The sequence below is a fragment of the Teredinibacter purpureus genome (assembly GCF_014217335.1).
GTDB classification, from domain to species: domain Bacteria; phylum Pseudomonadota; class Gammaproteobacteria; order Pseudomonadales; family Cellvibrionaceae; genus Teredinibacter; species Teredinibacter purpureus.
Window position 1 is genome coordinate 3,657,642 of record NZ_CP060092.1, and the last position, 21,321, is coordinate 3,678,962.

At 47.0% G+C, this 21,321-nt stretch carries 18 protein-coding genes; 4 read left to right on the forward strand and 14 right to left on the reverse strand.

Annotated elements, in window-relative coordinates:
- Positions 1-37: 37 nt before the first annotated feature.
- The 6 genes from acpP to H5647_RS16135 form a co-directional block, all read right to left on the reverse strand.
- The gene (gene acpP, locus H5647_RS16110; protein ID WP_045860003.1) at positions 38-277 is read right to left on the reverse strand and encodes an acyl carrier protein; all 240 of its coding nucleotides are present in this window, start codon (positions 275-277) and stop codon (positions 38-40) included.
- 199 nt (positions 278-476) lie between these two features.
- Positions 477-1,220: a 3-oxoacyl-ACP reductase FabG gene (gene fabG, locus H5647_RS16115; protein WP_045860005.1), complete on the reverse strand. Its 744-nt coding sequence runs from the start codon at positions 1,218-1,220 to the stop codon at positions 477-479.
- 16 nt (positions 1,221-1,236) lie between these two features.
- Complete coding sequence (fabD, locus tag H5647_RS16120) at positions 1,237-2,184, reverse strand: ACP S-malonyltransferase (protein ID WP_045860006.1); 948 nt, start codon at positions 2,182-2,184, stop codon at positions 1,237-1,239.
- Positions 2,185-2,224: 40 nt separating this feature from the next.
- Positions 2,225-3,235: a phosphate acyltransferase PlsX gene (plsX, locus tag H5647_RS16125; protein WP_052692117.1), complete on the reverse strand. Its 1,011-nt coding sequence runs from the start codon at positions 3,233-3,235 to the stop codon at positions 2,225-2,227.
- Positions 3,236-3,237: 2 nt separating this feature from the next.
- The gene (rpmF, locus tag H5647_RS16130) at positions 3,238-3,420 is read right to left on the reverse strand and encodes a 50S ribosomal protein L32 (protein WP_045860010.1); all 183 of its coding nucleotides are present in this window, start codon (positions 3,418-3,420) and stop codon (positions 3,238-3,240) included.
- 60 nt (positions 3,421-3,480) lie between these two features.
- Positions 3,481-4,062 carry a YceD family protein gene (locus H5647_RS16135; protein WP_045860011.1) on the reverse strand — a complete coding sequence of 194 codons (582 nt, stop codon included), beginning with the start codon at positions 4,060-4,062 and terminating at the stop codon, positions 3,481-3,483.
- Between the two features lie 99 nt (positions 4,063-4,161).
- Between H5647_RS16135 and H5647_RS16140 the strand changes: the two genes are divergently transcribed.
- Complete coding sequence (locus H5647_RS16140; RefSeq protein WP_045860013.1) at positions 4,162-4,776, forward strand: Maf family protein; 615 nt, start codon at positions 4,162-4,164, stop codon at positions 4,774-4,776.
- Positions 4,777-4,815: 39 nt separating this feature from the next.
- Positions 4,816-6,714 carry an ATP-binding cassette domain-containing protein gene (locus H5647_RS16145; RefSeq protein WP_045860015.1) on the forward strand — a complete coding sequence of 633 codons (1,899 nt, stop codon included), beginning with the start codon at positions 4,816-4,818 and terminating at the stop codon, positions 6,712-6,714.
- 120 nt (positions 6,715-6,834) lie between these two features.
- Here the strand turns inward: H5647_RS16145 and H5647_RS22570 are convergent, their stop codons facing one another.
- From H5647_RS22570 to rluC, 8 genes are all read right to left on the reverse strand, one after another.
- The gene (locus tag H5647_RS22570; RefSeq protein WP_082087087.1) at positions 6,835-9,054 is read right to left on the reverse strand and encodes a cellulase family glycosylhydrolase; all 2,220 of its coding nucleotides are present in this window, start codon (positions 9,052-9,054) and stop codon (positions 6,835-6,837) included.
- On the reverse strand, positions 9,051-9,200 hold the full coding sequence (locus H5647_RS16155; RefSeq protein ID WP_162926417.1) for a hypothetical protein: 150 nt from the start codon (positions 9,198-9,200) through the stop codon (positions 9,051-9,053). The genes H5647_RS22570 and H5647_RS16155 overlap by 4 nt, the downstream gene beginning before the upstream one ends.
- 648 nt (positions 9,201-9,848) lie before the next feature.
- Positions 9,849-12,026: a cellulase family glycosylhydrolase gene (locus H5647_RS16160; protein WP_082087088.1), complete on the reverse strand. Its 2,178-nt coding sequence runs from the start codon at positions 12,024-12,026 to the stop codon at positions 9,849-9,851.
- A gap of 699 nt (positions 12,027-12,725) precedes the next feature.
- On the reverse strand, positions 12,726-13,049 hold the full coding sequence (locus H5647_RS22490) for a putative glycoside hydrolase (RefSeq protein WP_162926452.1): 324 nt from the start codon (positions 13,047-13,049) through the stop codon (positions 12,726-12,728).
- A 21-nt stretch (positions 13,050-13,070) separates the two neighbouring features.
- The gene (locus H5647_RS16170) at positions 13,071-13,388 is read right to left on the reverse strand and encodes a hypothetical protein (RefSeq protein ID WP_052692119.1); all 318 of its coding nucleotides are present in this window, start codon (positions 13,386-13,388) and stop codon (positions 13,071-13,073) included.
- A gap of 211 nt (positions 13,389-13,599) precedes the next feature.
- The gene (locus H5647_RS16175; RefSeq protein ID WP_045860017.1) at positions 13,600-14,106 is read right to left on the reverse strand and encodes a GNAT family N-acetyltransferase; all 507 of its coding nucleotides are present in this window, start codon (positions 14,104-14,106) and stop codon (positions 13,600-13,602) included.
- Positions 14,103-14,741 carry an HAD-IA family hydrolase gene (locus H5647_RS16180; RefSeq protein ID WP_045860019.1) on the reverse strand — a complete coding sequence of 213 codons (639 nt, stop codon included), beginning with the start codon at positions 14,739-14,741 and terminating at the stop codon, positions 14,103-14,105. The genes H5647_RS16175 and H5647_RS16180 overlap by 4 nt, the downstream gene beginning before the upstream one ends.
- A 2-nt stretch (positions 14,742-14,743) precedes the next feature.
- Entirely contained in the window at positions 14,744-15,679 is a 936-nt protein-coding gene (gene rluC, locus H5647_RS16185) for a 23S rRNA pseudouridine(955/2504/2580) synthase RluC (protein ID WP_045860020.1), read from the reverse strand.
- Between the two features lie 996 nt (positions 15,680-16,675).
- Between rluC and rne the strand changes: the two genes are divergently transcribed.
- Positions 16,676-19,651 carry a ribonuclease E gene (gene rne, locus H5647_RS16190; RefSeq protein ID WP_045860021.1) on the forward strand — a complete coding sequence of 992 codons (2,976 nt, stop codon included), beginning with the start codon at positions 16,676-16,678 and terminating at the stop codon, positions 19,649-19,651.
- A 334-nt stretch (positions 19,652-19,985) separates the two neighbouring features.
- Positions 19,986-21,209: a sodium:proton antiporter NhaD gene (gene nhaD, locus H5647_RS16195; RefSeq protein ID WP_200911592.1), complete on the forward strand. Its 1,224-nt coding sequence runs from the start codon at positions 19,986-19,988 to the stop codon at positions 21,207-21,209.
- Positions 21,210-21,321 lie beyond the last annotated feature (112 nt).

Here is a 21,321-nt window from a genome sequence, read left to right on the forward strand (position 1 = left end):
CGGCTTTTGTGTATAGGGTCAATCGAAGACAGGCTAATTAAGCCAAGTTTTCGTTGATGTAATTTATCGCCAACTGAACAGTGGTGATCTTCTCCGCTTCCTCGTCAGGAATTTCAGTTTCAAACTCCTCTTCGAGAGCCATAACAAGCTCAACGGTATCTAGGGAATCAGCACCCAGATCTTCGACGAAAGATGCTTCGTTTTTCACTTCTTCTTCTTTAACGCCAAGTTGTTCCGCGACAATTTTTTTTACGCGTTCTTCAATGCTGCTACTCATAATCTTAATTAACTCCTAATGATAACCTTTCAGTGAAGCCTTAAATGAACTATTCAAGCCGTAACAAACGCAATACAACAGCAGAATTTAATGTTCCGGCTTACACGTGCCGCGCATTTTAACGCGATTTTCTCTGCGTTGTAACGCATCAATACAAATTTATTAACAAATAGTAAAAATATCTTTAAATATCAGCCACTTAGCACATATACATGCCGCCGTTAACATGTAATGTTTCGCCGGTTACGTAGCCTGCATCATCACTACACAGAAACTTTACTACATTTGCGATCTCTTCTGGCTGCCCTAAGCGAGCCATCGGTATAGCACCCAGCATGGTCGCTTTTTGATCATCCGAGAGAGATTTGGTCATATCGGTATCAATAAAACCTGGCGCCACAGAGTTAACGGTAATATTACGCGACCCTACTTCTTTCGCTAAAGAGCGCGCAAAACCCGAAACACCGGCTTTTGTCGCGGCATAATTCGACTGGCCAGCGTTACCCATCTGACCAACAATTGAACTGATATTCACAATGCGGCCCCAGCGAGCCTTCATCATGCCGCGTAAGCATGCCTTACTTAAGCGATAAATAGCACTTAAGTTAGTGTTGATCACATCGAACCATTCCTCTTCGCTCATGCGCATCAACAAATTGTCTTTCGTAATTCCCGCGTTATTCACCAAAATTTGAGGCGTACCGTACTGCTCTACCACCGCTTTAAGCAAGGCACTAACTGAATCTGCGTCCGTAACATTCAATGACATGCCCGCACCTACTATGCCTTTTTCAGCAAAACGCGCACTAATCGCCTGCGCACCAGATTCCGAGGTCGCAGTACCAATAACAACCGCGCCAGCAGCGCCCAAAGTATCGGCTATTGAAGCACCTATTCCACGACTTGCGCCTGTAACTAAAGCTATTCTTCCATCAAACGACATATTCTTAATCCCCCTGTTATTTTAGCTCCGCGAGACTGGGTTCCAGCTTCGCAATTGTGTCAGTATTAAAGGTCTGTAACCCTTTATGAATTCGCCTGTTCAACCCGGATAGAACACTCCCAGGGCCACACTCTACAGAACCATTCACCCCTTCCCCAACTAAAAACTGAACGCACTCAACCCAACGAACCGCAGAATAAATTTGCTCAATCATTAGCGCTTTAATTTTTTCCGGATCTGACTCTGCCTGCGCATTGACGTTATGCACCACCGGAATTTCCGGCACAGAAAAAACGGTATTCTCAATCTCTCCGGCGAGCCGCTCTGCTGCAGGCTTCATTAATGCTGTATGAAAAGGGGCGCTAACGGGAAGCGGTAATGCACGCTTAGCACCCGATTCTTTGCAAAGCCCCATCGCCTGCTCGACAGCGGCTTTATGGCCCGCAATAACGAGCTGCCCAGGAGAGTTATAATTAACAGGTGACACAATTTCACCGTCGCTACTCGCGCTAACACACGCCTGCTCGACTAATTCATCACTTAGCCCAATAATGGCTGCCATTGCACCTACGCCAGCAGGAACAGCTTCCTGCATATATTGACCTCGCGCCCTAACAAGCCTGATCGCGTCTGCAAACGCAATAACCCCAGCGGCAACCAGAGCCGACCACTCCCCCAAGCTATGCCCGGCCAGCCAAGCAGGCTTGACACCGCCCTGCTGCAACCACACACGCCAAAGAGCAACACTCGAAACCAACAACGCAGGCTGGGTAACTTCTGTCATATTCAGCTCTTCTTGAGAACCGGACTGCACCAACGACCACAAATCATACCCCAACACCGCAGCAGCCTCATCAAACGTATCTTTGACAAGCGGGTAAGCCTCTGCAATTTCCGATAACATTCCAATTTTTTGAGAACCCTGACCAGGAAATACAAAAGCAAGCTGTTCGCTTTTACTCATAATTTAAAACCTAAAGAATAATAAAGAACTAAAAGAAATATTACCTACGCTCTAGACAGGCCTCAATACGCTCAGGGATACGCGCGACCACCTGACCAACCGCAGCATTTAAAGCTTGCTCGAAGCCCTCTTTGTCGGCTGCGCCATGGCTCTTGACCAGTGTTCGCCTTAGCCCCAAGAAAGCAGCGCCATTGTACCGAGTAGGATTAAATGACTTTCGCCAATTAGACAGTATTGGGCGCAACGCCCAACCCAACAATCGCCGACCTATGCTTGCTCGAAACGTTTCAGCCAAACTCGCCATAACGAGATTAACCACGCCCTCACTTACCTTCAGCGCAACATTTCCGACAAGACCGTCACAGACTACGACATCAACCTTTCCGGAATAGAGATCATTTCCCTCAATAAACCCCGCAAACGCAATATCGTCTCGCGCTCTTAACGCCTCGGCCGCCGCTTGGATAGTACTACTGCCCTTACTGCGCTCAGTGCCAATATTTAACAGCGCAACAGACGGACGTTGCACCCCTCCAAGTTGCGCCAATGCGCTACCCATAACGCCAAATTGCTCTAACTGCTCGGCAGAGCAATTAATGTTCGCGCCCAAATCCAGCAACAAACTAGTGCCACTATAGGTCGGTATAAGTTTACATATGGCTGGGCGACGAACACCATCAAAGGTACCGATCAACTTACAACCAATAGCCATTAGCGCACCGGTATTACCGCCGCTGACACACGCGTCAGCATGGCCCTCTGCAACTAGGGCTACAGCCCTCCACATAGAGGAGGACTGCTTTGAGCGCAGTGCATCACCGGCTTTTTCAGCCATTGCGATAGTATCTTCAGCGTGCAGGAAAAACACACGAGACAAAATGTCCGCGTGGAGGGATTCGGGGAGGGATTGCTTTAGAAAACACTCATCACCAACCAACGTAACGACGACATCGGGATGAAATTGTAGAAATGCGAGCGTAGCATCAACGACAAGGCGGGAACCTTGGTCCCCGCCCATCGCATCAATCGAAATATGTATAGGTCGCGACAAACTTACTCAGCGTCAGCTATATCAATCACTTTACGACCACGGTAAAAACCATCTGCCGTCACATGGTGACGAAGGTGCTTTTCACCTGATGTAGGATCGACGGACAACGTTGGGCCAGTCAAAGCATCGTGTGAACGACGCATACCGCGCTTGGAACGAGTTTTTTTGCTCTTCTGAACTGCCATAATTTACTCCTGGTAACACATCAAACTGACGCACTTTTCAGTGTAGCCGTTGCCTGTGGACTAACCATTATCAGTATTTTTCATATCCTGCTTCAAGCTAGCGAGTACATTGAAGGGGTTATCTTCATCGCTATCTGAAGCCTGGGCTTCTTCTGTTTCGTCACCAACCGAAAAACGACTGGCATCGATACACTCGAAATCGTGTAGAGCGGAAGCAGGCAAAGCCAACAACAACTCATCTTCTAACACAGCATGCAAATCGGCTCGACCATCAGTAACGATAATCCAAGGCTCCAGATTGCTCGGCAACCTCTGCGCCTGATCTTCATCAAACACTACAGCGAGATTCACATCTGCTTCAATATTAAGTTCAAGGGCTTCAAGGCAACGCTGGCACTCCAAACGCACCCTTGATGACACTTGCCCAGACAACAATCGCCGCCCTTGATCATCCCGAAAGAATTCAAGTTCGGCCGCCATTGCGCCATATCCATCAGCCGTAGCCTCAAGTTTGAATGACGCATCCCGCAAGCGTGGTAGGCTTTCCTCAGGTACAATGCCCACCAACTTAACGTTCATATGGGCAAGTTTTCTGGGGTCGACCAGCTTAGGAAGCTGTTTGATAAGGGCACCCTCTGACATAAGCGCGCGATGATAGGGAATTGACTATTCCATGTCAAAGAAAACCTTGAATTCAAAGACATTTTCCCCGAAAACAGCGCACGACTAACGGATATGCTCATGACAACCACACCAAACCAATCGGTCGCGACCGAAAAACGCATTATCCTAGCCTCAAGCTCGCCCTACCGACAACAACAGCTCCAGCAGCTTGGCATGCATTTTACGTGCATCTCACCCGACATAGATGAAACAGCCCTCATAAACGAACCCCCTAGCCAGCTTGCGGAGCGACTCGCCATCGCCAAAGCGAAAGCCGTCTCTACACATGAGAACATAAGAGCCCTTTTTATCGGGTCAGATCAAACGGCAAGCTGTAATGGTCGACTATTAGGGAAGCCTGGCAACGTAACAAGCGCACAAGAGCAACTATCTCACTGCCAAGGCAATGTGGTCATGTTTTATACGGCTCTTGCGCTTTACGATAGCGACTCAAAAACTACGCTTGCAGACACAACCACCACCGAAGTAAAGTTCCGCTCGCTCACCCGCCAGCAAATAAATACATATATAGAGAAAGAGCAACCTCTCGATTGCGCAGGCAGCTTCAAGTGCGAAGGGCTCGGCATTAGCTTATTCGACTACATCCGTAGCGATGACCCATCAGCATTAATAGGCCTACCGCTCATTCGCTTAACAAGCTTTTTAAATCAGTTTGGCGCAAGCCCTCTATAAACACACCCAAACGAACACGATTCGCAACACGATACCCTTATGATTCAACTGCAGAAAGTCAGCCTTCAACTGGGCCAAAAGTTCTTACTCGACAATACCGACCTAACAATTTTCCCCGGTCAAAAATGGGGCGTTGTCGGTGCTAATGGCAGCGGTAAATCCACACTATTTAAACTACTGCTCCGTGAGCTAGCAGAAGACGCCGGCAATATTCAAATACCTTCCGAATGGCAGTTAGCGCATATGGCGCAAGAAATATTAGCGACCGACCGCAAAGCCATCGACTATATTATTGATGGCGACCGCCCCCTGCGCAAACTTGAATCTGATATTGAAAACAGCGTACACGACGGAGCAAAGCTCGCCCAACTCTACCAGCAACTCGAAATAATCGATGGCTACACGGCTAACACACGTGCCGAACGACTGCTTCACGGGCTAGGATTTAAAACCGAAGACAGCCAGAAAACCGTTAAGGATTTTTCCGGTGGCTGGCGAATTCGGTTAAACCTCGCGCGCGCATTAATGTGTCGCTCAGACTTATTACTGCTAGACGAACCAACCAACCACTTAGACCTAGATGCCACACTATGGCTGGAGCAGTGGCTTAAAAACTATAAGGGCACACTACTGATCATTTCACACGATCGTGATTTTCTCGACAATCTCGCAGACAGCATTGTGCATATCGAACACCAAAAGCTAAACACCTACACCGGTAACTACTCATCCTTCGAACGACAGCGCTCCGAAAGGCTCGCCCAACAATCCGCCGAGTTTGAAAAACAGCAAGTCCGCATCGCCGAAATTGAAAACTTTGTGCGGCGTTTCCGCGCCAAGGCTACCAAAGCCAAGCAGGCACAAAGCCGCCTTAAAGAGCTGGAGCGCATGGAGAAAATAGCGCCGGCGCATGTTGACTCGCCGTTTTCATTTAGCTTCCCAACACCCGACAAGCTTCCACAAACAATGCTCACGCTCGACCGCGTAAACATTGGCTACGAATCCAACACCATCGTAAACAATGTGGAACTCAGCCTTCTCGCCAGCAGCCGTATAGGACTACTGGGCCACAATGGAGCAGGCAAAAGCTCTTTAATGAAAACCCTTGCGGGCGCGTTACCGCCCATAGCCGGCACGATACATGAGGGCACACACTTAAAATGCGGGTACTTTGCACAACACCAGCTAGAGGCCTTAGATTTACACGCGTCCTCCGCGCTGCACCTCCAGCGCCTAACACCCAAGGCAAGCGAACAGGAAATCCGCAATTTTCTTGGCGGTTTTGGCTTTCAGGGCGATAGAGCATTTGAGGTTATCGAACATTTCTCTGGAGGAGAAAAAGCCAGGCTCGCGCTCGCCGTACTGGCATGGCAAAAACCCAACCTATTATTGCTCGACGAACCCACCAACCACCTCGATTTAGACATGAGGCACGCCTTAACACTCGCCCTACAAGCTTGGGAAGGCGGCCTAGTTATCGTATCGCACGACCGCCACCTGCTACGCACCACCGTAGATGATTTTATATTGGTCGACCAAGGTAAAGCGGCCAACTTCGATGGAACGCTCGACGATTACCAGCAATGGCTACTGAATAACGATCGAGAAGAACCCTCTAATGAAGAAGCAACACACAGCATTTCATCAAAACAAGAGAAAAAAGAACTTAGGCAACAACAGGCCGCCATTCGACAGCAACTCACGCCTTTCACGAAAAAGCTCAATCAACTCGAAAAAAAGCTAGCCAAAACTACTAAGGCATTGGCCGAGATTGAAACTCAACTAGCCGACCCGGCGCTATACGCCGAAAAAAATAACCTGCTCGCCGAACTCCTCAAACAACAAGGCGAGCTTAAAAAAGAAGAAGAAAATATTGAAACCGAATGGATGACGATAAGTGAAGAAAAAGAAAACTTAGAAACAACACTCGGACTCTAGCGCAACATACTGCCGAATACCTGCATTCAAACCATAACAACAGACATAAAAAAACCCGAGGCCGCGAAGCCTCGGGTTTTTTTATGTTAAGAGAGGAAACCCTCCCTTAGAGCGTTGCCATTAGTCCCAAAGAACATCCAACAAGCTCCACTTAGTTTCGTCGAAACCAAGCCAAGTTCCCCATCCGCCAGAATTATCGGTTGGGTGATAAGCGTGCTCATACAAGCCACCAGTGTCGCCAGACTCTGGGTTAATTGACCAGTAACATGCTTCGATATTACGCTCAGCCATGTAACCGATAAACTCTTGCTGCCACTGCTGATCTGGGCTATCTGTGATGTGGCTCCAACGATCCATATCACGTTCGCTAGATCCGTCTGGCCAGTTCAAGTGTCCACCAAACTCACCAACAACAATCGCGTAACCTTGATCTTTCAGGTAACCGAAATGCTCTTCCCAACCTGGGCGCAACGTTTCACCGTCAATCACAATAGCACAACCAGCATCGCCAGCTTCGTCACCTTCAAGACCTTCACATGCTGGATCAGCTGGATCCATAAACATACGCTGTACGAATACAGATGGGCCGTAGGTGTGAGGAGAGTAAACAATCTGAGACTTAGGTACGTCTGGAATGTTGTCGCCAGCTTCAAATAAGTTCTCACCCCAGTTCGGGTTACTGAACTCGTCACCGTGTGGAACAGGTGTCTTAGAGTCTGGAGTTCCATCCTGAGCACCAGCGTTAGCTGAAATACCCTGAACGAAGATCAACAAGTTAGGGTTAACTTCGTTGATTGCTTGATAAGCTTGCTCAGTCAAGGTTTTCCACTCTTCCCAAGTGTAATCCCATGGCTCGTTGAAAATATCGATACCAATGATGTTATCAACATTTAACTGCGTAGATAAACCAGCAAGTTCACGCAAGTTATCAAGCCAAATTTGAGTATTGTAAGCCTGAATATCCGTTACTGTATCGGGGTTACCGCTAGCAGCACAAGACCACTCTTCACGAGTAAAGTCATAGTTATCGCGATCAGCATCCGCATACGGAGGACGTGCATCTATACGGCCCGCACGCCAGCCAACGTAGTTTGAACAAGAGTGAACATCGAGCATTACTTCAAGATTGTTCTCATCAGCTTGAACAATGAAATCTTCCATTGCTTGACGAGCATTATCTTGACGAACAGATTCGTGGTTCTTCAGAACGCTGCCAGTACCCTGTGAATCACTTGGATCCAAAGTCTGAGGTACAACAGGGAAACGAATCACGTTAATACCGCGCTCAGTAATTTCGTCCATAGTCTGCTGAATATCACGTGAATGATCATCGGCCCAAGACATGTTACCTACGTACAATTCCATAGGTGCTCCGCCTGGGTTAGTGTCATCATCATTTGGCTCATGACGACCCTCTAGACCAAACCAGCTACCACACTGAACAGGGAATACTTCACCGTTCTTAGTGATCTGGCCACTGTCGTTTACACGGAACAAAGCATTATCACCAGGTTCGCCAGAAGGAGTAGCCGTTGGCACTGGAGTAGGCTCGCCGCTTGGCGTAGACGTTGGCTCAGCAGTTGGTACTGCAGTAGGCTCTGGAGTGCCACCACAATCTGACACTACACCACCTGAACCGCCGTTTTGGCTTTCACAGGTGCTACGACCAATACAGCTAGCGTTATTTTCCCAGCCCCATCCAGTTGAGTTTTCACAAATAGGATAAGTGCTTTCGCTATACCACTGACAAACTTCAACACACTGACCTGGATCATTAGTGGGCACAGCAGTCGGCTCAGCAGTCGGCTCAGCAGTCGGCTCAGCAGTTGGCTCAGCAGTCGGCTCAGCAGTCGGCTCAGCAGTTGGCTCAGCAGTTGGCTCAGCAGTTGGCTCAGCAGTTGGCTCAGCAGTTGGCTCAGCAGTTGGCTCAGCAGTTGGCTCAGCAGTTGGCTCAGCAGTTGGCGAAACGCCATCAGCAGAACAACCTAAAACAGAAATGCTTCCGTTAGAGCTACCCTGAAAACCGAAGCTTACAGTTTGCCCATCACCTAAATTACCGTTCCAGCTAATATTGGATGCAGAAAGAGTATTGCCTGAAGCGCTTAAATCGGCATTCCAGCTATTAGTTACTTGCGGAGCCGCATCAAATTCTACATTGATTGCCCAGCTGCTTACAGAAGAACCAGTATTGGTTACTTCAACGTTAGCCTGGTAACCACTTGTCCACTGATTAAGATAAGTTACTTCACACGAAATATCAGCAAGAGCCAATGGCGACATAACTACCGCCAGCGCGGCGCTGGCCGTTCGCAAAGGTCTAAATAGATTATTTATTTTCATTTTTCGTCCTTCAAGGGTTCGAATGATTGTTTTTCGCAAAACACAATACCCACTGGAATCATATTGATCGGGATGATTTGTAGCTTTTGATAAGCAGCAAAAAACTGATAAATTTTTACCGCATCAATAGCATCGGCCGACTTCATAGGTCTAAGCCATAAAAAAACAACATTGAAATTTCTTTTTTATTACAAACCGATTTCCAAGATTATTATTATTAGGAAATTATTGGTATTTGCTTGCCGAAAAATGAGAGCATAAAAACCTGAACTTTTGGCTTACATTTATATTCACCTCATGCAATGCCACAGAACAGATTACGGCTGACCGATTTATTATTTTATTCGGCTCACACCTCTCACTGGCAACAAATATGTTAACCGAATCAAATAGGGGGTGGTAGAAATTGATGGCGGAAAAAGGACTAAATACACAGAAGATTGTTATGATATATGCTACTTATTCTATTAAAGTATTAACTGCATGTATTTTTACTTTGTTTGATTATTAGGTGACACCTATTACGCTATTTTTTAGGTATACAGCTAAGTGATGTGAAAATTAATAAAAGTGTGGACAACGTTTTTACCCCCTAATACTTTAAGCGTAAGGGAAGCTTTTTATCAGACAATACGAAAAAGAACTGGGACGCCAGAAATATACGTTATGGACAAACCGCTAACCCTAAAGTGCTACAGGCAAAAAACATAACAAAGCCAAACCTCCATTACGAGGCTTGACTTTACAGAAAAAACACCAACCGCTTAACGTGTTAAGCAGTGGGTGTTTGACCGCTATAGCATATCGAGCAAGCTCCACTTGCGCTCATCGAAGCCGCCCCACTCGCCCCATCCAGACTCATTGTCACGAGGATCATAGGCATGCTCATATAGCCCACCAGTATCGCCTGACTCTGGGTTAATCGACCAGTAACAGCTCTGAATGTTTTTACGCGACATATAGTTCACAAAAGCATTCTGCCACTCTTGGTCAATCCCTGGAGAGATATGATCCCAACGGTCTTGATCACGGATGCTAGCCTTATTTGGCCAATCCATATTGCCACCCCACTCACCTACGACCATGGCATAACCCATATCGCGCAGATAACCAAAGTGCTCTTCCCAGCCCTGCTCAAGAAGATCGGCGTTTATCACAATACTACAGCCGTTATCGCCAGCTTCATCACCTTCCAAACCTTCACACTCGGGCTCGGACGGATCCATAAACATACGCTGAACAAACACTGAAGGCCCGTAAGTATGTGGAGAGAACACTAGCTGCTCTTTAGGGATATCGATTGGGTTATCGCCGGCTTCAAATAAGTTTTCGCCCCAGTTAGGGTTAGAAAACTCTTCACCATGCGGCACGTCAATCTTATCATCTGGATTACCATCCTGGTTTCCAGCAGATGCGGATATACCCTGAACAAATAGAAGAATATTAGGGTTCACACCGTTAATCGCTTGGTACGCATTTTCCGTTAGCGTCTTCCACTCATCCCACGTGTAATCCCAAGGCTCGTTGAAAATATCGATACCAATAATATTATCAACACCTAACTCTTCCGATAAACCGGCTAGCTCGCGCAACGTATCCAACCAAGCCGCTTCACCATAAGCCTGTGCATTCGTCACAGAACTAGGGTTACCACTTGCAGCACAAGAGGAATCTTCGCGAACGAAGTCATAGTTATCACGATCAGCATCCACATACGGAGGACGAGCATCCAAACGACCGGCTCTCCACCCTACGTAGTTAGAGCAAGAGTGGATATCAAGCATAATTTCAATGCCATTCTCGTCCGCCTGAATAATAAACTCTTCCATTGCTAGTCGAGCATTATCCACGAGAACCGATTCATGATTCTTTAAGGCATCACCGGAGCCTTGAGGATCATTAGGATCAAGTGTTTGCGGTGCAATCGGGAAGCGTACAACGTTAATACCGCGCGCCGTAATCTCATCCATTGTTTGCTGGATAGTACGAGAGTTATCGTCTGCCCAAAAGGTGTTACCCACATAGAGTTCCATTGGGGCGCCACTTGGGTTCGTCTCATCATCTGAAGGCTCATGACGACCCTCTAAACCAAACCAGCTACCACACTGAACAGGGAAAATTTCTCCGTTCTTTGTAATATTGCCGGAATCATCCACACGGAATAGCGCATTACCACCAGCCGTTGACGACGAGCTTGAACTCGTTGAGCTGCTTGTTGAACTGCTCGTGGAGCTACTAGTAGAACTAGAAGAACTACTCGTAGAGGAGCTAGTAGAGCTAGACGTACTGCTAGAGCTGCTTGGGCAAGACGAGATTATTCCGCCTTCCGTACCGCCCTGTCCCTCACAGGTAGAGCGACCTATACAGCTACTATTGTTTTCCCAGCCCCAACCACTATCTTGATTTTGACACAAAGGCCATTCGCCATCGCCATACCACTGACAAGACTCTTCACCAGAACACTGGCTGCTTGACGAGGAGCTCGATACACTAGAACTTGACGAACTAGACACGCTAGAACTTGACGAACTAGACACGCTAGAGCTAGATGAACTAGAGACACTTGAGCTAGACGAGCTGCTAGAAGAACTAGAACCCGTTGAGTCGCCCACGCAACCAGGAATGGACAGGTTACCGTTACCGCCCCCTTGGAACCCAAAACTAGCTGACTGGCCGTCACCCAAACTACCGTTCCAACTTATATTCGTCGCAGTAACAGTGTTACCAGACGTGCTTAGGTTAGCATTCCAGCTATTACTCACTTGAGGTGAAGCATCAAAATTAAGGGCAATACTCCAACTACTCACGGATGAACCGCTATTCGTAACAGTAACATTCGCCTGATAGCCACTACTCCACTGATTAAAATAGGTGACTTCACACGAAACATCTGCAAGCACACTCGGCGACAAAATAAACGCCAATGCAGCACTTGCCGTTCGCAAGGGTTTAAACAGGTTTGTTATTTTCATTTTTCGTCCTCTGAGGGTATCGAATGATTATTTTCGAAAACATGATATTAATGATTAGATCCACTATGGAACTTGAATAAAGAACCGGAATTTGAACAAGTAAAAGAACGCTTCTCAAGCCGGCCCGCAGAACCAGCCTTTTGACTAAAACCTACAAAGCAAGGAAGCAACACACTTACCACGCTCAGCAATCAAACGGCATCCATTTTATTTTTATTAGATGGATTTAAAGGGGCTCACACGCTGAAAACAAAAAGAGGGGAAATAAAAAACAAAAATTATTGTTATTATTAATTTGCAAATCAAAATTTTTAGACTAGCGAAATTTCGACTTATTTTACAAACCCTTCCCTAAACAGCGTCGAATATGTTAACGGAATTACAAAGCCTTCGATATGAATTCGAGTGCCAAATCAGCACCTACAACACCAGTTTATGACGCAATTCTTCTGCTTATTGGCAAAAGAAATTACGGAAATATATTAATATTATAAATTCTGATTTTACAATGGCGCTCATTACGAAAGGTATCCTCTACCATTAGATAAGCTTAAGCGGGAATGACAATAAATAATGCGGGAAGCGATGCCCAACCATCATCAGGCACAACCAAATAGACATTTAACAAACCAAACTGACATACAAAAATGCCGGCTAGACGCCGGCATTCACGAAACACTTAACATGACGACTTTATACCTATTCAGCACACCCCTGTTCGCCCTCAGGCAACCGCTCTATTCGTATATTAGCAATGCTTAGGGTCATCTTCCCCTCCGTTGAGATGGAAAGAGGTGAGCTTATCTTTGACAAGTCGAAATCATCGCTCTTAAAACAATTTAATGGAATAGGCATAGAAAACCATTTCTTCTTCGGAGATTTCCGTAAAGTTGCACCAATCTCAAATTCAGCTCTACAAGGATACCCGCAATCCATACCAACGCTCACCGCTTTACTAGGTGTTTTATCAATTTTCAGGTCAAATACAATTGCTGCTGCATTTTCTACGGCCGAAAGATTAATAGCCTTTCCCGAAACTGAAAACTATCCTTTTTTCTTCGTACGATTCCAAATAACTTGCACGGCATCATCATCTCGGACATACGCCGTCGGTAACACCTCGACCTTTCCACCCTTAGACTTCGCCTTAAAATCAATGGCCTTTTCGCCCGACCAATCTGCTGGGTCCGAAACAGACAATCCCCACTCACCCATCATACTGCCATTCACGTAATAGAAAAAATTCGGGTTCAAAGCTGTCTGCGCATTCACCGAGTGGGGCAATACCAACATCAGGATGCCCACCCAAAAGCTTAAGCGAACACTCCCAACCACACGCTGCATAATGGTAGTACTTTTCATATTATTCACCTTTAAATTTTTCTATTGATAAACCAGACTAATGACGTCATAACCCACCAATTACACGACAATAAAATGCTTTTTTCAAGCAATCAAAGCCTGCACAACCAATAAAACCAGAATAGCGAGCCATTCATTGAGTAAGCAAATTTGGGTATAGCGACCGGCGCGCCCGTTCTGTAACCCAGAGCGGGCAATAAACGATAAACCACTAAAGCGCGGCTAGAGATTTCTCCCAAAACTCGGCGGTGCCCGCCTCGCCTGCCAATTGATAGGGCTGAAAACCAAACTTTTCATACAAACGTTTAGCCGGTGTATTATGGGTCAGCACCTCCAAGGTTAACTTACAGCAACCCGATCGCAGAGCAACGGCGGTCGTTGCCTCTAATAAGGCCTTACCGACACCTAACTTTCGCGCGGCAGGTACGACATAAACATCATGTAAATTTAAAACAGGTTTTAAATAAAAAGTAGAAAAAGACGTAATAGACGTTGCAATGCCTAAGGGCAAATTACTGCTCTCCTTTGAGAAAGCCAATACCGTAACAGCGTGACCAAACGTCTCAAGAGCTTTACTTATTTTCGCGCAATGCTCCCTAGGCAAAGCGCTCCCTCCTCCCATCAAATCACCAGAATAGCCCTGCATCAGATCTGCAATAGCCGCCTGATGACAAGTATTCGAATAGTCAGCTACTAGCACATCACAATGCTCATTCAATTGCCTTGCCACTCCAAAATACGAGAAAAATCATCGATACACATCACCGGGCTATAAGGTTTCAAACGGTCAATATGATGAGCACCAAAACTTACCGCTATACGCGGCATATCAATCGCTTCAGCCATCGCCATATCGTATTCTGTATCGCCTATCATCACCGCATTATTTACATCACAGTTGAATTCATTCAATAGTTCCAACAACATTTGGGGGTTGGGTTTTGAGGCGGTTTCGTCAGCACAACGACTACCATGAAAGAATTTATCCAAGTCCAATTTTTTTAGTACTCTATCCAACCCTCGGCGACTCTTACCTGTCGCCACAGTTAGAGTATGGCCGTCATTAGCAAGCGCCTGCATCGTCTCCATCGCCCCCTTAAAAAAAGGTGAAGGCGTACTGTCGGCATCCACAAAAAAAGCCGAATAACCCGTTCTAACATCGTCCAATTGCTGTGCGGTAATGCTCGGGTACAGCGAACGAATGGCTTCCGGCAAACCTAACCCTATTATGTTCTTTATGGCATCATCACTTTTCTCGCCCAAACCAACGGCGTCAGTCGCCGACCGCATACAACGGACAATTTTCGCAGCAGAATCGCTAATTGTTCCATCCCAATCAAAAATATACAGCACATCTACTCCAAATTATTAAGTACAGTTTGCAACTCTGAAGGTAGCGGCGCTTTCACCTGTAAACGGCCAGCGCCTTCAGGCAATGGAAACGATAGGGACGCAGCGTGCAAAAATAGACGCTTACTCCCAGCCGATTTCATTTGCCGGTTAAAATCTTCATCCCCGTATTTTTCATCCCCAACGAGTGGGTGCCCCTTGTGTAATGCATGCACACGAATCTGATGAGTACGTCCGGTAATGGGCCTTGCTTCTATCAATGTTGACTCTTCAAAACGCTGGACAACCTCGAACTCCGTTTTAGACGCCTTCCCTTCCAAGCTCACCCTTACTACTCGCTCACCACTTTGCAGCTCATTTTTTTGCAAGGGTGCATCAACCACCTTTCCTCTATTCGGCCAACGCCCCTTTACGAGCGCCATATAACGCTTATCTATCTTCTTTTCGCCCCGAAAGAGGTCTTGTAAATACACCAGCATGGAGCGTTTCTTTGCCACCAGTACACATCCTGAGGTATCTCGGTCTAAACGATGCACCAACTCCAAAAAACTATTCTCAGGCACCATTTGCCTCAAAGACTCGATCAAGCCCAGGCTAATGCCGCTACCACCATGCACGGCAAGGCCCGACGGTTTATTAACGACCATCAACGCCTTATCCTCATAAAGAATAGAATCGGTTAATAGTTGCCGTAGCCCACTACTCGCCTTAACGGGCACCTTACCCTCCGCTTCCCGAACCGGCGGAATTCGAACGATATCACCTAAAACCAACTTTCGTTCCGGTTTTGCCCTGCCTTTATTAACCCGTACCTCACCCTTGCGAATAATCCGATAAATCATCGATTTAGGCACGCCCTTCAAGTGGCCAAGGAGAAAGTTATCCAATCTCTGGCCCTCGTTGGCTTCGGTAATGGTGTGCAACTGAACGTTAGAGGTCATAAATTATACGAACCGGAGAGTGATGTGAGGGCGGCCATGATACCAAGCTATAAAATAGGCACAAGTGGCCACATTATGTCCCAAATGAAAGCAGTTCCTAACACGGAGGCGCCCATAAATTGAAAGGTTTGCATAACAGTGCTATATTCCTGTCGGCTGAGCTGAAAGTGTCTGAGTTGTTTGTCAACCCAATAGACCATTCGTTCTCCAAAAATAAACTCGTGACTCCCTTTAATACAACTATTTATTCGGGGCCGAGCCAAGAATTTTATTATGGTGCTCCAGCCAATTATGGCTTGGGCTAATTTGCAACTATAGCGCGAACATTATCGTGCATTGCTAAGAAACAAACGGATCGGCAAGCGAAGCCGGTAGAGTTCCTTATATTATCAGCGGCAGCTGCGCTGAGAGCCGAAACACAACACAATGGCTCCGCTCAACGTTATACGAATGAAAGTGCTGCTCCCATACCGACACAGCGGGTTACTTGAGATAGGTTGTATACAACTTATACCGCTCCGAACTAGTCGGCGCCACATAATATAAAGGTGTTATTGGTACGCCCTTTAATAGGCTCAATAACTCTACCGCCCCACGCTAACCATCGCCACTGAAGCACATAACTAAGTGGTCGTTTAATGCAAAACATGGCGTATACATAAACCGCTTTGCTTATAACGATTACAGGATGACATTGAGCAATAAATGGATCTCACTTTAGCCCTACATAAACCGCAGCAGCGCCAAGCGCGCCAATGCTCTGGGCTCTATTCTATTGCAGTTACAGATAACCTAACGTCTCCGGCGTATTTTAGAAGCGAGTACTCCATTCGCTTTCTAGATATTTGCTGAACGAAATTAGGCTGCCGCCCCCTATTTAAGGGCTGTAGAGCAATTCTGTATATTCTTTCATCCGGTTAAGCGCCCCAGCTGTATCCTTTTGTCTCCCTCCGCAGTGCCTCCGATAATTGCAGCGTAACATCGAGACACAATTACATGAAAAGAATGCTAATCAATGCTACTCAGCCTGAAGAGCTGCGCGTAGCGTTAGTGGATGGCCAATGGTTATACGATCTGGATATCGAAAATCGACATAGAGAACAGAAAAAAGCCAATATTTACAAAGGCAAAATCACTCGAATCGAACCATCTTTAGAAGCGGCTTTTGTTGAATACGACGGCGGCCGTAACGGATTTCTTCCTTTAAAAGAGATATCCCGCGAATACTTTACGAAACAGCCACGCGATATCGAAGGCCGCATCCGCATTAAAGATGTGCTTAAAGAAGGCATGGAAGTTATCGTTCAGGTCGATAAAGAAGAGCGCGGCAATAAAGGTGCAGCACTCACCACCTTCATAAGCATAGCGGGCCGATACTTGGTTCTTATGCCAAACAACCCGCGCGCTGGCGGTATTTCTCGCCGTATTGATGGCGATGATCGCTCCGAGCTCAAAGACGCGCTCAGCCAAATCGACATCCCAGAAGGCATGGGCATCATCGTGCGTACTGCCGGTGTTGGTCGCTCTGCTGAAGAACTGCAATGGGATATGGGCTACCTCACACAGCTTTGGGGCAACATTAAAAAAGCCGCTGACGAATCCAAAGCACCAGAATTTCTATTTCAAGAAAGCAACGTCATTATTCGCGCTATTCGTGATTATCTGCGCCCAGATATCGGCGAAGTAATCGTCGACAACAAAGAAGCCTTTGATCTAGCAACCACGTTTGTACAGCAAGTAATGCCGAATTACCGTAGCAAGGTAAAGATGTATGAAGAGCCTGTACCGCTTTTTAATCGTTTTCAGATAGAAGGCCAAATTGAAACAGCGTTTGAACGTGAAGTTAAACTTCCTTCTGGCGGCTCAATTGTTATTGATGTTACAGAAGCTTTAATTAGTATCGACATCAACTCCTCTCGGGCAACCAAGGGTGGCGATATTGAAGAAACCGCCGTGCAAACAAACCTAGAAGCCGCCGATGAAATTGCTCGCCAATTACGTTTGCGAGATATGGGTGGCCTCGTCGTTATCGATTTTATCGATATGCAGCCTGTTCGCAACCAGCGCGCAGTAGAAACCCGTATGCGTGAAGCCTTGAATATGGACCGAGCCCGCGTACAAGTAGGCAGAATTTCCCGTTTTGGCTTACTCGAGATGTCTCGACAGCGTTTACGCCCTTCACTCGGTGAAACAACGTCAAAAGTATGCCCTCGTTGTAGTGGGCAAGGTACCATCCGTGGCACCAAAAACATCGCTCTCTCCATACTACGCTTAGTAGAAGAAGAGGCCCAGAAAGAACGCAGCGCCGTTATTCGTGCGATCGTACCGGTAAGTGTTGCCACCTACCTACTCAACGAAAAACGTACAACGATCTCGGACATTGAACAACGACACGAAACGCGCGTCACCATTTTGCCTAACACCGAAATGGTAACACCGCATTACGACGTACAGCGCTTACGCGATGATGACACCACCACTGACAGCATCAGCTATCAGGTAGATCTCGGCAACGAAGAAAATGCCGAACCTGTCGAATCCAAAGCCATCCCTGTGAGCATGCCAAAGCCTGCCGTTCAGCTCGCGGTACCTACTCAACCGGCACCAACACCTGCCCAGAAAGCAAAACCAGCAGAACCAGGGCTCATTAGCAAGATACTTAAAACCTTAAAAGAGCTCTTTGCCAGCGAACCAAAGCCAAGCACTGAAACAAACAAAGGCAAACCTCGCACCCACCAGAAACGTGGAAACGCTAATCGCAACCGCAATCGTCGAAACACTCGTGGCGATAGAGACAGCCGTGGCGACCGAGATAATCGTGGTGATAGAGACAGCCGTGGCGACCGAGATAATCGTGGTGATAGAGACAATAAACGCGACAACGAAAATCGCGACGCCAACCGCAATCAGCGCGACGGCGCACGACGCGATCAACAAAATCGCAATCGCCGCAACACTCGCAGCGATGAAGATATCAACAAGCCCGCTACACAAGAAACAAAACCACAAGCAAAAGCGGATGACGATAAAACCAATGGTGCTGACCGCCCCAACAAGCGACCTTCCAACCGTCGCGGTCGCCCTCAGCAACGCCAGCGCGGGCCATTACCTGAAGTAGAAGCAGGTTTAACGCAACCACCGGAAATAGACGAGCTAGAGGCTGTAAGCACGCCTGCAGCTACCGAAACAGCATCCACAGAAGAGCGCTCGGCCAACAGCGAAGGTAATACCCGCCCTCGTCGCAGCCGTAATCGAAACCGCAACCGCAACCGCCGTGATGAAAACAACACAACTCAAGCGCAAACACAGGAAGGTACAGACCAATCCAATAGTGCACCTGCCGAACAATTAACCCCCGATACCACAGTAACGGAAAAAGCAGAAGCACCAGCGACACCCGTAGTAGCAGCTGTTACGCAAGAAAACAGCACGGCCAAAGACAACACAGCACAAGCGCAAAGCGAACAGGCTCGTGAAGAGACTCCCACTGCAGAAGCTCAAGACACTTCTGCAGTGGTACCTCCAGCTCCAGCTGTCATTGCCGTCGAACCTGAGACCAAGATCGAAAGTTCGCCCGTAGAAGAAAACGCTGAACACGAAAAACCTCAGCTTGCAGCCGAAGAGCCAAAGGCAGCCATAGAAGAAACCGTTGGCGTAGAAGCCGCTCCAGAAGAAAGCGTGCCGCAAGCTAAGGAAGAAACGCAATCTGCAGAGGAACCACCGAAGGCCTCACCCGCGAAAGCCGATACACCGGCACCTTCGCAGCCACGGTCGTTCTCAAGGTCCTCTAACGACCCGCGTTATGCGCCTAAACCCGTACAAAATACCTTAGTGACCAATGTAAGTGCATCTGCACAAATGGGTCGTCCACTCGATACCTCCGCTCCAGCCAAGGTTCAAAGCAAACCGCGTGATTTGGCTCGCCCTACTAACGACCCACGTCAGAGTAGAAACACGCTAGAGTCCGAGTAGACATTAGCCAAACCTAGTCAGTAGACACCTCGGCGTTCACCCTAGGCTCTACAAACAAAAAGGCCAACCCCTAAAAAGGTTGGCCTTTTTTTATTAAAACTACAAAATTCTCCACAATAAAATGGGAACCATTAACGGCATAAAACAGAACAGCGTATTCTTATGTACTCCTCTCTAACCTGCCACGAAAATCCTCTAAACTACGCTAGCATGTAAATCAAACAATGGTCTGAAAAGTGCCAGACACTCATAAAACAAGGTAAAAAGCACTTGCTAATCCCACCTTAAACTGGATTAATACGCCGCCTCAGCAACCCCTCCAAAACTCGATGTAATGACTGTACTGATTCTGTTTCTCGCGGCAACCGCGATGCTGGCCATAGCCTTAGAAGAGGTTATTCACCTAAACAAAGCCAAGAGCACCCTACTCCTCGGCTGTGTTAGCTGGATGTGCCTATTTATACACGCAAACAACACCGGCGATTTAATCGCAATTAATCACGCACTCAACGAAAACCTGCTCGACATCGCCACGCTATGGCTATTTCTAATGTCCACCATGACATTTGTAGCCTACCTAAATGCGCGCGGCCTCATTAGCGGGCTAGTACTTCGGGTTCTACCCAATTCCACATCGCTACGCAGCCTTACAATTTTTATAACGGTGTTCTCGTTAGTGTTATCCATGCTGTGCGACAACATTACCGCCACACTCGTATCTATAGCCGTTGTACAAAGCTTTAAACTTACCACTAGAGAAAAAGTGCGGCTTTGCGTGCTCTCGGTATACGCCGTTAATTCTGGTGGCGTTATCCTAATAACCGGCGATGTCACCACACTTATGATATTCAGCAACGGTCACGTGAGTATTTCCGAACTATTAACTTTAATTGTTCCCAGCTTGTGCGGGGTATTTGCTTTGATGGTAATGTTTCTCCTCCATCCAAATAAAGCCGTGGAAGCAGACACAAAAATACAACCTATACGCAAACTCGATATTGCTATAGCCGTACTCTTTTTCGGTACCATCACCGCAACTATGGGGCTCAGCCTATTCTACTCAGTGCCACCCGTACTCACATTCTTAACCGGCTTGTCCATGCTGTTTATGCTCGGCGGTGTAGCAAACCACTTTGATAGCGAAATCCATCTAATGGAATACATTCGCAAAATTCAGTTCGATACGCTGCTATTTTTCTTAGGTATTTTACTGATTGTGGGCGCGCTAAAAGAAGTTGGTATATTAACATGGCTAACAAAAATCTATTTATCGATGAACCCCAATATTTCCAGCGCACTAATGGGCGGCCTATCGTCACTGCTAGACAACGTACCGCTCACCGCAGCACTGCTGAAAGCAGAACCTATTCTTACCACCAAACAATGGCTGTCACTGGTATATGCGGTGGGAGTTGGGGGTTCTATCTTAGTGATTGGTTCGGCAGCTGGCATAGTGGCTATGAGTAAAGTTAAAGAGATTACTTTTTTCAGCTATCTACGCTACGCGCCCCACCTTATACTGGCGTATCTAGTGGGCTATGGAGTCACACTTCTTTAACGGGCGCCAAACGCTCGCCAATCAAAACCAAAAACCGCCCAACAGATATACGAACACCAAAGGCCCGCTATATTTCACCACTCTCACGTGAAAATAGAGGGCCCATTACTCG

Excerpts from the sequence above, each read along its gene's own strand:
- acpP (WP_045860003.1), bottom strand. The coding sequence starts at position 277 with ATGAGTAGCAGCATTGAAGAACGCGTAAAAAAAATTGTCGCGGAACAA.
- H5647_RS16160 (WP_082087088.1), bottom strand. The coding sequence starts at position 12,026 with ATGAAAATAACAAACCTGTTTAAACCCTTGCGAACGGCAAGTGCTGCA.
- fabG (WP_045860005.1), bottom strand. The coding sequence starts at position 1,220 with ATGTCGTTTGATGGAAGAATAGCTTTAGTTACAGGCGCAAGTCGTGGA.
- rluC (WP_045860020.1), bottom strand. The coding sequence starts at position 15,679 with ATGACCTCTAACGTTCAGTTGCACACCATTACCGAAGCCAACGAGGGC.
- rne (WP_045860021.1), top strand. The coding sequence starts at position 16,676 with ATGAAAAGAATGCTAATCAATGCTACTCAGCCTGAAGAGCTGCGCGTA.
- H5647_RS16155 (WP_162926417.1), bottom strand. The coding sequence starts at position 9,200 with ATGAAGTCGGCCGATGCTATTGATGCGGTAAAAATTTATCAGTTTTTT.
- nhaD (WP_200911592.1), top strand. The coding sequence starts at position 19,986 with ATGACTGTACTGATTCTGTTTCTCGCGGCAACCGCGATGCTGGCCATA.
- H5647_RS22570 (WP_082087087.1), bottom strand. The coding sequence starts at position 9,054 with ATGAAAATAAATAATCTATTTAGACCTTTGCGAACGGCCAGCGCCGCG.
- fabD (WP_045860006.1), bottom strand. The coding sequence starts at position 2,184 with ATGAGTAAAAGCGAACAGCTTGCTTTTGTATTTCCTGGTCAGGGTTCT.
- H5647_RS16145 (WP_045860015.1), top strand. The coding sequence starts at position 4,816 with ATGATTCAACTGCAGAAAGTCAGCCTTCAACTGGGCCAAAAGTTCTTA.
- H5647_RS16140 (WP_045860013.1), top strand. The coding sequence starts at position 4,162 with ATGACAACCACACCAAACCAATCGGTCGCGACCGAAAAACGCATTATC.
- rpmF (WP_045860010.1), bottom strand. The coding sequence starts at position 3,420 with ATGGCAGTTCAGAAGAGCAAAAAAACTCGTTCCAAGCGCGGTATGCGT.
- H5647_RS16170 (WP_052692119.1), bottom strand. The coding sequence starts at position 13,388 with ATGAAAAGTACTACCATTATGCAGCGTGTGGTTGGGAGTGTTCGCTTA.
- H5647_RS16135 (WP_045860011.1), bottom strand. The coding sequence starts at position 4,062 with ATGTCAGAGGGTGCCCTTATCAAACAGCTTCCTAAGCTGGTCGACCCC.